General features: G+C 46.2%; 7 protein-coding genes. All 7 read right to left on the bottom strand.

What is annotated here, in order from left to right:
• Positions 1-151 precede the first annotated feature (151 nt).
• The 7 genes from FOR85_RS10940 to pilQ all read right to left on the bottom strand — a co-directional run bounded on the left by FOR85_RS10940 (position 152) and on the right by pilQ (position 14,095).
• On the bottom strand, positions 152-1,387 hold the full coding sequence (locus tag FOR85_RS10940) for an FUSC family protein (protein WP_144297933.1): 1,236 nt from the start codon (positions 1,385-1,387) through the stop codon (positions 152-154).
• 250 nt (positions 1,388-1,637) lie between these two features.
• Positions 1,638-3,059: an FAD-dependent oxidoreductase gene (locus FOR85_RS10935; protein WP_144297934.1), complete on the bottom strand. Its 1,422-nt coding sequence runs from the start codon at positions 3,057-3,059 to the stop codon at positions 1,638-1,640.
• A gap of 140 nt (positions 3,060-3,199) precedes the next feature.
• Entirely contained in the window at positions 3,200-7,663 is a 4,464-nt protein-coding gene (gene gltB, locus FOR85_RS10930; protein ID WP_144297932.1) for a glutamate synthase large subunit, read from the bottom strand.
• Between the two features lie 817 nt (positions 7,664-8,480).
• Entirely contained in the window at positions 8,481-9,608 is a 1,128-nt protein-coding gene (locus FOR85_RS10925) for a hypothetical protein (RefSeq protein WP_144297931.1), read from the bottom strand.
• A gap of 207 nt (positions 9,609-9,815) precedes the next feature.
• A complete protein-coding gene (gene aroB / locus FOR85_RS10920) occupies positions 9,816-10,931 on the bottom strand; it encodes a 3-dehydroquinate synthase (protein WP_144297930.1) in 1,116 nt (371 codons plus the stop codon).
• A 62-nt stretch (positions 10,932-10,993) separates the two neighbouring features.
• Positions 10,994-11,557 carry a shikimate kinase AroK gene (gene aroK, locus FOR85_RS10915; RefSeq protein ID WP_144297929.1) on the bottom strand — a complete coding sequence of 188 codons (564 nt, stop codon included), beginning with the start codon at positions 11,555-11,557 and terminating at the stop codon, positions 10,994-10,996.
• Positions 11,558-11,722: 165 nt separating this feature from the next.
• Positions 11,723-14,095 carry a type IV pilus secretin PilQ gene (gene pilQ / locus FOR85_RS10910; protein ID WP_144297928.1) on the bottom strand — a complete coding sequence of 791 codons (2,373 nt, stop codon included), beginning with the start codon at positions 14,093-14,095 and terminating at the stop codon, positions 11,723-11,725.
• Between the last annotated feature and the right edge of the window lie 24 nt (positions 14,096-14,119).

Here is a 14,119-nt window from a genome sequence, read left to right as displayed (position 1 = left end):
AAAAACTTTGATGCTAGCGCATCTAGGTCTTTTTTTCACCTCACATTTGGTATTGCACTTCATTTGTTAATCTAAGTATCCAAAAAACGCTGACTTTATAGAGTCAGCGTTTTTTATTTGTCTTTTATCTATTCTTTTATTCAGCTTTTATTTATAAGTGCAAATCGGTTTCGCTGCCTTTATGCTCGATACGGCGCTGCTCGCGGCGCTGATAGCGCAAGCCAGAGGCAGCAAACCATTGCGGTTTGGTGGTTTGCAATAATTCACTAAGGCGCTGTAACTGCACTTGCAGCGTTTGGGTGAGCCAAAAATAGCCTTGCCACTCAAAGCCTAAGTTTTCCACACTTGGATATTCTGATACCGCAATGCGCGTAATCGGGCGAAACACTTCATCATTTGGACTGCGTAATACCGCCGCCATATGCTGCATCGCTTGGGTCAGTTCGTGCTGATAATGAATCAGTAAAATATGGTTTTCATCGTCAATTTCGATATTTGCCAAGCGCGGCGCCGCACTTAATAATAAATCAATCGTACCAATAATATTGCGATGGGTACGCTGAATGGTCTCTAGCGTTTCTTTATCAATGCCAGATTCGCTCGCTGTGGCGGCGATATGCGGGCGTACGGCAAGCAGGCGCTTATTGATTTTTTGCAGCGCTTTGACCAAGGCTTTATTGACTGGCGTATCTGGTACAGCCGGATTTTTTGGGTAAATAATACTGGCTGAACTGGTCGCCTTACTATATTTAAAGGGTTTTGGTACTAAAATCTCGGCATCAATATGATTGCCCACTCCAGTGTATAAATTACCACAGGTTTCAAGGTTACTGGCCAATAAAAACCGCCACATTAGCGTTGATTTCAGCGGTAAAATCAAGGTCGCAGCGACCGCAACCCCTGCGCCAAGTAAAATATTAATGGCGCGATACAGACCGTCTTGGGTGATATCACTATGGTCGGGGCTTGAGACAATCATCAGCATGGTAATACCCGTTAGCAGCCCGATATAGCCCAACTGCTTAACCGCCACGTAGCCAATAATACCGCTGATAATACCAATCAGCCCATAGTATAACCATAGCCAGCCGCCCGTATCTTGAATCAACCATAAAAAGCTCAGCCCGACCACCACGCCGAGCAAAGTGCCGAGTATGCGCTCTTTGGCCTTGGTATAAATCGCTCCTTGATATTGCAATAATCCCAATATCACAAACACGGTGATGGTCGTCCACTCGCCATGTGGCAAGTGGGTAAACTCATTTAACAACAGGGCAATAAGCACGGCCACGCCCAAACGTATGGCATGCAAAACATCGGCATGCTGATAGCGGGCGTAAGGCTCTACAAACGGCGCGGTAAATCGTTGCCAAAAAGTCGGTTTCACGCAGGGCGTCTCTTATAATGGATAAATAAAAAGTAGCTTAAATGATAACTGCTAGCTTAACCATTCATAAAGCAATTATCAAAAAAATAACGCCTTTTATCCCGTAAAGATAAAAGACGTCAACGTTATAGTTATAAACATGCAAGGGCGTGTCCTCATTTTAAAAATGATGAAAAAGCATATTTGGATTTGGCTATTGATAACTACCAATAGCCAAATACTAGACTTCTAAAAGCTAGACTTCTAAAAACTAGACTTCTAAGAAATCTAAAATACCTTCTGCCGCTTCACGACCTTCCCAAATCGCCGTCACCACCAAATCAGAGCCGCGCACCATATCGCCACCTGCAAATATTTTGGGATTGCTGGTTTGAAATTTAAATGTCTGCTGCTCGAGCGCTAGCACGCGGCCCGAGCTATCCATACTCACTTGCTGTCTCTCAAACCAGTCGGCCGGGCTAGGACGGAAACCAAAAGCCAGAATAACCGCATCACACGGGATGATTTCTTCTGAATTGGGAATAGGCTCAGGGTGGCGGCGACCATGACTGTCAGGCGCGCCCAGATGCGTGGTAATCACCTTAACCGCGTTTACCTTGCCATTTAAGCCAATGATTTCGGTCGGTTGACGATTGAATAAAAACTCAACGCCTTCTTCGCGCGCATTGACCACCTCACGGCGAGAGCCGGGCATATTTTCTTCGTCACGGCGATAAGCGCAAACCACTTGCTGCGCGCCTTGACGCACACTGCTACGGTTACAGTCCATCGCCGTGTCACCGCCGCCTAATACCACCACTTTTTTACCTTTTAAATCGATATAGTCTGCTGAATTTTTTTCCCAGTCATTGCAGCGATTGACGTTGGCAATCAGGTAATCTAGCGCATCGTAGACGCCTTCTAGCTCTTCGCCTGCAAAGCCGCCGCGCATATAAGAATAAGTGCCCATGCCCATAAATACCGCATCGTACTCGCTTAGCAGCTCGTCAATACTGACATCGCTACCGATTTCGGTCTCTAAACGAAACTCCATGCCCATGCCTTCAAAAATGACACGGCGATTGCGCATGACATCTTTTTCCATTTTAAACTCTGGAATACCAAAGGTTAATAAACCGCCAATCTCAGGACGCTTATCAAAGATAACAGGTTTGACCCCGTTTCTGACTAAGATATCGGCGCAGCCCAGTCCTGCAGGCCCTGCGCCAATAATAGCGACTTTTTTATCCGTCCAAACCACCTCGGACATATCAGGACGCCAGCCAAGGGCAAAAGCGGTGTCGTTGATATACTTCTCAACATTGCCGATGGTGACCGCGCCAAAGCCATCGTTTAGCGTACAAGCGCCTTCACACAAGCGGTCTTGCGGGCAGACACGGCCACAAACTTCAGGCAAAGTATTGGTTTGATGACACAATTCTGCCGCCTGAAATATTTGTCCCTCGCTTGCTAATTTAAGCCAGTTGGGAATGTAATTATGTACCGGACATTTCCACTCGCAGTATGGATTGCCGCACTCAAGACAGCGGTGCGATTGCTGCGCTACTGATTCGCTATCGAACGGCTGATATATTTCTACAAACTCTGTTGAGCGCGTAACGATGTCTTTTTTAATCGGCTCAAGGCGCGGTACATCTAAAAACTGAAAACTATTTTCTAAGCGTTTTGCCATGGTATTGTCTCTTTTATAGTGGGTAACGACAGCCAATATCTGTAGCTTAAATGAGGCAAATTTACGGATAGAGGCTGTCATTTACCTGCTTAAAACCTATGAATTAAACTGCTTGTAAACCTATTATTGACCAAGCCAATTTATTGTGGGTCAGCCGTCGTGGTTTTAAGCAGGGTCGCAACGTTTGCCGCTTTGGGTTTTACCAAATAGAACTTACGCGCGTAATGCTCAAAGTCCGCTAAGATGGTTTGTCCCCACGCACTGCCCGTTTTATCTACATGGGTTTCAATCACTTGTTGCAAGTAAATACGATGACCTTCCATTTGCTCGCTTGAGATACGGTTTAAATCAATCAGTTCATGATTACAGCGGTCAAAAAAGTCACCATCCATATCTAGGACATAAGCAAAGCCGCCGGTCATGCCTGCGCCGAAATTCAGCCCCGTACGCCCAAGAACGGTAATGATGCCGCCGGTCATATACTCACAGCAATGGTCGCCCGTGCCTTCGATAACCGCATGAGCACCCGAATTACGGACGCCGAAACGCTCGCCTGCTGTACCCGCCGCATACAGCTTGCCACCAGTTGCGCCATACAGACAAGTGTTGCCGATGATGGCGGTTTCATGCGTGGTGAAACTTGAATCTTGCGGTGGATAAATGACAATCTCACCGCCCGCCATGCCTTTACCAACATAGTCATTGGCATCGCCTTCTAGCTCAATATGCAAACCGCCTGCATTCCAGACCCCCAAACTCTGACCTGCGGTACCGTTTAGGTGCAGTTTAATGGGCCTATCACTCATACCAAGGTTGCCCCAGACCTGCGCAATCTCGCCAGAGATACGCGCGCCGATAGAGCGATCACAGTTGCCGACGGCATAGCTGAAATCGCCGCCGTTCCCTTGACGGATACTCAGCAGCATATCGTTAATCATTTGCTCAGCGAGCAAGCCTTTATCAAATGGCTCATTACGCGCCACCTGACAAGTTTGCGCTTTGCCGCTACTGGCTGGATGACTAAATAATAACGGCGTTAAATCCAAATGACGCTGCTTATCGGTATTACCTTCTAATACGTCAAGCAAGTCAGTGCGCCCGACCAGCTCTTCCATACTGCGTACACCGAGAGCGGCAAGCCATTCTCGCGTTTCGGTTGCGACAAATTTAAAGAAGTTAATCAGCATTTCCGCTTCACCAATGAAATGCTCATCACGTAGCTGGGCTTTTTGGGTGGCAACGCCGGTTGGACAGTTATTAAGATGACAAATGCGCAAGTATTTACAGCCAACGGCAATCATCGGCGTGGTGCCAAAACCAAAGCTTTCTGCCCCAAGAATTGCGGCTTTGACCACATCAAGACCCGTTTTTAGACCGCCATCGGTTTGAATACGAACTTTATCACGCAAGCCGTTGACCCGTAGCGATTGATGCGTTTCAGCAAGCCCCAGCTCCCACGGCGAGCCAGCATGATGGATGGACGAAAGTGGCGATGCTGCCGTACCGCCGTCATAACCTGAGATGGTAATTAGGTCAGCGTAGGCTTTTGCCACACCCGTCGCAATCGTACCAACGCCTGGACGCGAGACTAACTTGACCGAAACTAAGGCATCAGGATTGACTTGCTTGAGATCAAAAATAAGCTGCGCCAGATCCTCAATCGAATAAATATCATGATGCGGCGGCGGTGATATGAGCGTCACACCCGGCACTGAATAACGCAGTCGCGCAATCAAAGTATTGACCTTACCGCCTGGCAGCTGACCACCTTCACCCGGTTTTGCCCCTTGAGCAACCTTGATCTGCATAACCTCTGCTGAGCGCAAATAGGCAGGTGTGACCCCAAAACGACCAGAAGCGATTTGCTTGATTTTTGAGTTGCGCAAGGTGCCGTAACGGACAGGGTCTTCACCGCCCTCACCTGAGTTTGAGCGACCGCCAATGGTATTCATAGCAATAGCGATGGCTTCATGGGCTTCGGGTGACAATGCCCCTAATGACATCCCCGCTGAGTCAAAGCGCGACAAAATGGCCGAGATATCTTCAACCTCGTCTACTTCAAGCGGATTGTCGGTTTTAAGCTGTAATAAATCTCGCAAAGTGGCGACCGGACGGCTATTAACCAAATTAGCATAGTTACGATAATTGTCATAATTACCAGTTCGTACTGCCATATGTAGACTATTAATCACATCAGGGTTAAAGGCATGGTATTCTTTATTAAAGACAAATTTTAATAAGCCACCTTGATCAAGTGGTGCACGACGCTTAAAAGCGTTAGCCGCGAGCTGCGCTTGATCTGCTGCCAAATCGGCAAAGGTTGCACCTTTAATACGACTTTGCACGCCTTTAAAACATAAGTTAACGACTTCTTCAGAAAGACCAACCGCTTCAAATAACTGCGCGCCGCGATACGAGACAATGGTAGAGATACCCATTTTTGATAAAATCTTCAGCAGACCTTTATCCAAGCCTTTACGGAAATTGACCCGCGCTTGAATCGGATCGCCAAGCAGCTCACCAGTCGCCACCAAATCATCGATGACGTCATAGGCCAGATATGGATACACACAAGTCGCGCCAAAGCCGATTAGTACCGCCACTTGATGTGAATCGCGTGCCAGACCAGTCTCGATAATTAAATTGGCATCGGTACGAATACCTTGGGCAATCAGATAATGATGCACCGCACCAGTGACCATAATGGCGTTGGCCGGTAGTTTGTCGGCGGCGATATTCTTATCAGACAACACAATCAAAGTAAAACCCGCACGAATGCTGCTTGCCACTTGCTCACAGATGGCTTTGATGGCGGCTGCTAGCTCAAGATTGGCATCGCAGTTTAAGTCGATACGCGCCATTTGAAACGCCGGATCAGCCAAGTTTTCAAGCTGCTGCATTTTACTGGCTGATAAAACCGGCGACGATAAGATAATACGATGCGCGTCACGTGCTGATGGTGCAAACACATTGGTCTCGGCACCAAGACACGTCTGTAACGACATGACAATAGCTTCACGCAGCGGATCAATCGGTGGATTGGTCACCTGTGCAAACTGTTGACGGAAGAAATCACCGACATGACGTATTTGCTGCGACAGCACCGCCATCGGCGTATCATCGCCCATCGAGCCGACGGGTTCTTGACCATTTTCGGCATTCGGGCGGATGATTTCAGTGCGCTCTTCATTGGTGATGTGATACATTTTTTGCAAAGCTTTTAGCGGCTCACCGCGGCAGGCTTGGGCGGCAAGCATTTCTTCTAAGCGCTCATCATCACGAATACGCGTCGCTTCTTCGCGCAGCCATTTACGATACGGATGTGCTTTTTTCAGTAACGTCGCAATCGCTTTGGTATCCATAATTTGACCAGTCATGGTATCGATTACCAGCATCTGACCGGGCCCAACCCGACCTTTAGCAAGCACATCTTTTGGCGCATAATCCCAAACGCCGACTTCTGAGGCCACCGTGATATAGCCATTTTTGGTGGTCACCCAACGCGACGGCCGCAGACCATTACGGTCAAGCATACAGACCGCATAGCGACCGTCTTGAATCACTAGCCCTGCTGGGCCGTCCCACGCCTCCATATGCTGCGAGTAAAACTCATAAAACGCGCGCAAGTCCATATCCATGCTGTCGACATTTTGCCAAGCGGGCGGTACCAGAATTGACATCGAATGGAATAAACTCATACCGCCAGACATCAGGACTTCGAGCATATTATCTAAGCTTGATGAGTCTGAGCCGGTGCTATTAACCAATGGCGTTAGTTCGCTTAAATTGGGCAATTTATCAGATTTTAATTTTGGCGTGCGCGCTTCAGACCAGCTACGGTTGCCGGTGATGGTATTAAGCTCGCCATTGTGCGCCAGATAGCGAAACGGCTGCGCCAGTGGCCAGCGCGGCAAGGTATTGGTTGAAAAACGCTGATGGAAGACCACGATATGCGAGGCCAAACGCGTATCTTGTAAGTCTAAAAAGAACGCTGGCAGGTCTGATGGCATGACCAAACCTTTATAGATAATGGTCTGACAGTTTAATGAACAAACATAAAATAACTCGTCATCATGCAGACGCTGTTCGGCTTTTTTACGGGCGACAAATAATTTGCGGTTAAAGTCATCGGCCGCTATCTCGTCTGGTGCATTGACAAATATCTGCTGAAAACCAGGTAATGTCTGACGCCCAATCTCACCAACGATACTTAAGTCAAGCGGTACATCGCGCCAGCCCGCCACTGCTAAACCTTGGGCGGCAATCTCTTCATTAAGCACCTGCTGACTATACTGCGCTTTTGTCTCATCCAAACTGACAAACACCATGCCAACGGCAAAATCGGCTGTCAGGGTAAAGCCCTGCTCAGCGGCGATATCGCTAAAAAATACCGTCGGCGTTGCCAGCAATAAACCGCAGCCATCGCCGGTCTTGCCATCAGCGGCAACGCCGCCGCGATGGGTCATACAGCTTAGACTATGAATGGCTGTTTTTACCAAATCGTGACTGGCTTGGCCCTCGATATGAGCTATCAAACCAAAGCCGCAGTTATCAGAGAAGTCATCTGGGGTCGCCAAATGCGTAGAGGAGGAAATCATTGACATAGCTTGTCCTTTTGAGTGAGCGGACGGCCTATACTTTCAATATGAAGTAGCAACCAAACTCCGCGGGCAGAACGGGCTAAATATATTCACATAAGCGGATTAATAAAGCGCAAGCGGAGAAAATAATGCAAGCGTTTTGAGGGTGATAAAAATACTTATCACGACTCTCTTTATTTTATAACCATCACAGCGATTGATTTAACGTTACCGCTAAGACATCTATACCTAAATTCTTATCGGACTCTGCTTACTTTTATGTCTGTTTTAGCGGTTAAAAACTCAATATGAGCGGCGTAAACGTTAATAAAAACGGTGACGCCTTAACCCCTCCAATGGACAATAAGCAAAGCAGCTGATAAGAAAGTTATGGATAAATTGGCGATGAATAGGTTAAACCGCCGTCAAATATGAATATCAGACGCTCTACATTCAAGCGCCTTAACAATCCCAATCGGGATAAAATGAGGAGTTGCGCCACTTGCGATAAGCTTAAATAGGTAGCAAGTAGCAGCGCTTGAAACGACCATATCGAGGTATGAAATAACAATTTACGATAACTATACAGAACGTCGCCCTCAGTTATCTTAGTTAATGATGATTAAAAAATCTAGTCTTTTCTATCAACTCATACTCTAGTTTTTGTAAAAAAATATATTATCAATGTCGTATTAACGACTAACTATTGAGAATAATTACTTATTCAAGGCCGCTTTTATAAGCGTTACTAAGCTTTTTTAATAGTAAATAAATCGTTCACAAAAAAGCCCCTGCCATAAAATACGACAGGAGCGTTTATAAAACGGTATGCTCGGTGAAGTTAGTTACTTTTTTCCTCTATAAGCTCTTTGATGCTGTCATTATTGCCTTTTGAAGCGTTAGCATTAGCATTGGGGTTTTTACCAGCTGCGTTGGCATTGGGGTTTTTGTCAGCAGCGTTGGTATTTTTATTGGCGGCGTTACTATTTGCATTGGCGCTCGGTGGTTTAGGCGCTTCAACCACCGGCGGTTTTTTCGGTGCATTATTATTGCTTGAGCCATTATTTGTTGCATTGCCAGTGGTTGCTTCAGGCTTACGGTTAGTATCTGTAGAGGAGTGCGTGGTCATTGGTTGTCCTTCGATCTCGACCGTCCGCTCTTCATTGACAATCAAAGTGTCAGAAGTATCAGCTGACTGACGTATGCTTTCATTAGCGCCATCTTGTGCGCCGCGATTGGCATTATTATTTACCATTTGGCCCTTACTGTCATCAGACGTTTGTGTCTGTTGACGTACTGGTACTTCACGTTTGGTTGGGCGCAAGTTTACATTGCGCGTGCGCTTGGTGCTCAAGTCCTTAACCGGATCCGGACGTTCATAATTATCGATGATACTGACGTAACGATTGATCTCTTCAGGTAAGACGCGTACATTTGCAGGTAGTTTAAAATCTATCAATTTCGCGGCACCGACCGCCTCTTGTGGACTGCTCATCAGCCCGTAAGTCAGCATATAACGTACCTGCTCATTTTCATCGAGGTAGCGGAAATAAGCGAACTTATCGCGATCTTCTCGGCTTTCTAAATAGCTGACAATGACATCATTTTCAGCGACATTCATCACCTGCACTGTCCACTTGCCTTTGTTAGCGAGCAGATAACGCTTGTCTTTAAACTCATCAGGATAGCTGCGTAAGTCTTTAACCGTGGTATCAAAACTAATCGGCTGCACGTCTGTATCGAGCTCATGCAAAGACTCTATCTTTAGCGGCTGCTCAAGCTCAGCGGTTGAGGTTTGTGGCGCTGAAATTGGCTCATTCTCAATCTTAGCACCCATCGCTGGCGTTTGGCTAAACATCCAAACTAAGGCGGTAAACACGCCCAATAGCAGGGTTGCTATCAGCCAAATCAGTGCTTGACGGCGATATTTCTGCCCAGCTGTGCGAGTCGTCGAGCGTGATGCTGCCATGGAGAGGTCCTTGGAAAAGGGTACTTATAAAAAGATACTTATAAAAGAGTTTTATATAATAATGGTCTTAAAAAAATAATGCTCAAGATTGTCGAAATATATCGCAGCTAAAAATAGCTGGAATGATTATTTTAAGCGTTTAACGATTATTTATTAACTGATAAATTAAACGTGCAACTCACCTACTAACGACTTAATGAGCTTGTACTATTGATGCTGCGACAAAACTTCGGTCAAAAGCTTGGCATCAAAATCATTGGTCAATACCGCTTTACCTAATGATTTTAACAAAATAAGGCGGATTTGTCCGTGTTTGACTTTTTTATCATGACCCATCAAACCTAAAGCCGTTTGTACGTCAATAGCGGGTGGCGTAATCGGCAAATCTGCCAAGGTGAGTACGCGTTTAATACGCTCAACGTCCGCAGTTGTTAACCAGCCAATTTTTTGCGACAGCTCAGCCGCTTGTACCATGCCAGCGGCGACCGCCTCGCCATGTAGCCAATTACCATAGCCTTCATGGGTTTCAATCACATGGCCAAAAGTATGACCGAAGTTTAACAAAGCGCGTACGCCGGACTCTCTTTCGTCTTGTGCGACGATATCGGCTTTATACTGACAGCAGCGCTTTACCGCCTCGCCAAGTACGGCTAAATCTAACGCCATCATCGCTGGCAGATTGTGCTCAAGCCACGTCAAAAACTCTGCATCCATAATCAGCGCGTACTTGATGACTTCTGCCAAGCCTGCCGATAACTCACGCGCGGGCAAGGTTTTTAGCGTACTCATATCAGCAAGCACCATTTGCGGCTGCCAAAATGCGCCAATCATGTTTTTACCTTGCGGATGATTGATGCCGGTCTTGCCGCCGACGCTCGAATCCACCTGTGATAACAGAGTGGTTGGGATTTGAATAAAATTGACCCCACGCATAAAGCTTGCCGCGGCAAATCCTGTCATGTCGCCGACCACGCCGCCACCAAGCGCGATTAAGGTCACATCACGGTTAAAATGCTCTGCCATCAGCGCATCATAGATCTGGTTAATACTGGTCTGGTTTTTATACTGCTCACCATCTGGCAGCACACAAACCTTGACCGTAAACTGCGCTTCAAGCTCATCCTGTAGAGCCTTTAAATATAAAGGCGCAACCGTCTCATTGGTGACGATAAGGACTTGATGACCGGTAATATAAGGCGCGATTTGACTTGCCATGCTGCTTTTTTTAGGATTAATGGCATTACTATCTTCAGTAATAATAATAGGGTAATCATGACTTTTCGTCTGTACTGTTAAGTTGGCATGAAACAGTGGCGTTGCCATGAAAATCTCCTTAAGTATGAGGATTGAATTAAATTGAGCGGCGTTGTTTATTAAACTTTTTCTTATTGATCTTCTTGATGTGCTGAGCTAATAGAAGTTGAGGCACAAAATGCGTCTAGTTGCTGCAATAACTGATTGACCATATGGCGCGGATAGGTATGGCCGGTCGGCATAATAATATGCGCCACTTGCCGATATAAGGGGTCGCGGGCGCTGTATAAATCTTGCAATATTTTTCTAGGATTGGGCTGTTGTAATAAAGGTCGCGACTTATCTTTGGCCGTACGCGCCATTTGCACGTCTACTGGCGCATTAAGATAGACGACGATACCGCGTTCATGAAGAAACGCTCGGTTTTCAGCCGCCATCACTGCGCCGCCACCGGTTGCTAAGACAATTTGTGTTTGCTGCGTCAGCTCATCAATGGCGCGCGTCTCGCGCTCGCGAAAGCCCGCTTCGCCTTCTTTGGCAAATATCCAAGCAATATCAGCCCCAGTTTGCGACTCGATATACCAATCACTATCTACAAACGAGCGTCCCAACTGCTTAGCAAGCAACCTGCCAATGGTGGTCTTCCCCGCTCCCATCGGCCCCACTAGAAATACCGACGGCAATTCCTCAACCATAATACGCACTCAGCTAAATTAGGTATGATACAACGTCATGGATATTCTGGCTAGTAACGTATATTGATTATTGTCAGTAAAATCTAAGCAATTACGAAAATCAGCCATAAAAAAAGCAAGCGTCGCTGCTTGCTTTTTTCTATTATGAAATAATGAAACGCTAGATTAATTTAGGCGACTGGTACCATCATTAATCAATTTTGGCGTGACAAAGATCAATAGCTCTTCTTTGGAGTTATTACGTACATCCTTGCGGAACGCACGACCAACATAAGGTAAGTCGCCTAAGAAAGGTACTTTAGATACTTCATTGTTAGTACGGTTTTTAAAGACGCCGCCCAGTACAACGGTTTGCCCATCTTCCACAATCACATTGGTTGAAATAGAATCTTCAGCAATCGCGACCTGATTATTAATAATGGTCGGTGTGCCATTGGTGATAAGCAGCTGCAAACCAATTTTACCGTCTGGGGTAATGTTTGGCGTGGCTTCCAAGCTCAATGCCGCTTCTTTAAAGCTGGTGGTAGTCGCGCCACTGGCCGAGGCTTCTTGATAAGGAATTTGCGTACCAGAAGATACTTTTGCCGTTTGTTTATCAGCGGTCAAAATCTTTGGCGTCGAAATCACTTCACCACGGTTATCTGCTTGTAGGGCCGATAATTCAAGATCGAGCATCACATCTGACATGCTAAGCAGTCCAAAAGCAATCCTACCCGCTGGGTTGGCAACCCCTAAATCCACGTTTAAGTTATCAGGACGGCTGATGTCATACTTAGGATAAGAAACTGTTTGACCATTGACGGTCGTCGTCTCTACGTCAAAATCTTTCAAGTCCCATAGCGTCTGATTGCTACCACCGACCAGCAAGTTACGGTTATTGGCAGCGCCGTTTGATAAAATCCCCCAACGCACACCAATCTCTTTACTAAAGCTATCGGTTGCGCTAACGATACGCGCTTCAATCATGACCTGACGGACTGGAATATCAATTTTACCAATCAGCTTATGAATATTCTCGATGCTTTCAGCAACGTCTTTGATAATCAAGGTATTGGTACGCTCATCGACCGTTACCGTACCACGGTTAGACAACAAGGTATTGTTATCAACAGAGTTTGCGTTGCCAGTACCGCTACTACCTGTTGAACCACTGCCTTGAGAGATCAGCGTCAATACATCTGCTGCCTTAGCATAGCTTAAGCGAATGTATTCCGTGCGTAGCGGTGCATAAGACTCAACCGCTTGCTGCGCTTCAAGCTCACGCGCTTCTTGTTCTGCAAGCTCAGTCGAAGGTGCGACCAAAATCACATTACCGTTTTCACGTTTGCCAAGATTCTTACTTTTTAGAATGATATCTAACGCTTGATCCCAAGGAACATTAATCAAGCGCAAAGTGATGTTGCCCGCTACCGAGTCACTCGCCACAATATTCATTTCTGTAAACTGGGCCAATATATCTAAAACACTACGGATTTCGACGTCTTGAAACTCCATCGATAATGCTTCGCCGGTATAGACTTTTTCTTCTAATGTCGGCTCGCGTAGTAGCTCAGGCTTTCTGATATTGATGTTTAATTGATTGCCTGATTGGTAAGCCTGATATTCAAAATCTTCTTTGACATTAATAGTGATCACACCATTTTGCCCTTGGTTTTTGGTATCAATACTATCAACCAGACCGCTATTAACATTCAAGCGGCGCAGCAAGTTTCTCGGTACCGTGCTACCCGTTAAACGAACGACCAATTTATTACCTTGGCGCTGCACGTCTACTGGAATAGCTTCGTTAGCGAGCGCAATGCTAACGTTACCGCCGCCGTCATTGGCTTTGGTGAAATTAACCGCCGTTAAACCATCATAACTATATTGCTTACTCACTTGTGAGGCGGCAAGCTGTGGGCTTAATAAAGGATTGACGCGCACTACCATAGTGTCAGCAGGTGCCTGTGTTGCAACTGCTTGATTTTTTACTACTCTGGTTTTAATTGGCGCAACGGCAACGCTACTGCTCTCAACAATTGGCGTCACTACCGCAGTAGTGGTGATAGCTGCGTTGCCATTTAATACATCTTGGACTGGGTCATTGGTAACTACTTGATTAACTACCGGACGACTAGGGTCGCTGATGGTTAGCAGCAAATTATTGCCCTCAATAGCGGTAGTATAATTGCCCGCTTGTTTGAGACCGACGATCAGACGCGTGGTATTGTCACTATTTAGAGTGGTGACATCGTTGATCATACCAACATTATATTCACTAAAACGGCTGGCAAGCCCATTTTGCACTTGTTCAAAATCTAATACCAAACGGCTTGGATTATCAAGCTGATAGGCAGCAGGTAATACTGGCTTACCGGCAAACCCTAAGCGCATTTGGGTAACCGCTGGCGCTGTTTGTACCACAGAGACGTTATTGATACGCTGCTCAGCATGAGCACTGCTACTTATTGCTACCATACTCATTGCCAATACAGAGATGGCAAAACTAGAAGATACGCGGTCGCTCATCGTCATTACCTTGTTGTTGCGTACTGTCATTATATATTCCTCAAAAAATCTGCC

The sequence above is a fragment of the Psychrobacter sp. YGAH215 genome (assembly GCF_007280595.1).
In the GTDB taxonomy this organism is placed as follows: domain Bacteria; phylum Pseudomonadota; class Gammaproteobacteria; order Pseudomonadales; family Moraxellaceae; genus Psychrobacter; species Psychrobacter faecalis.
This window is presented reverse-complemented; position numbering and strand designations above follow the sequence as displayed.

Coding starts and splice junctions, on each gene's coding strand:
- FOR85_RS10935 (WP_144297934.1), bottom strand. CDS start 3,059: ATGGCAAAACGCTTAGAAAATAGTTTTCAGTTTTTAGATGTACCGCGC.
- gltB (WP_144297932.1), bottom strand. CDS start 7,663: ATGTCAATGATTTCCTCCTCTACGCATTTGGCGACCCCAGATGACTTC.
- FOR85_RS10925 (WP_144297931.1), bottom strand. CDS start 9,608: ATGGCAGCATCACGCTCGACGACTCGCACAGCTGGGCAGAAATATCGC.
- aroB (WP_144297930.1), bottom strand. CDS start 10,931: ATGGCAACGCCACTGTTTCATGCCAACTTAACAGTACAGACGAAAAGT.
- aroK (WP_144297929.1), bottom strand. CDS start 11,557: ATGGTTGAGGAATTGCCGTCGGTATTTCTAGTGGGGCCGATGGGAGCG.
- pilQ (WP_144297928.1), bottom strand. CDS start 14,095: ATGACAGTACGCAACAACAAGGTAATGACGATGAGCGACCGCGTATCT.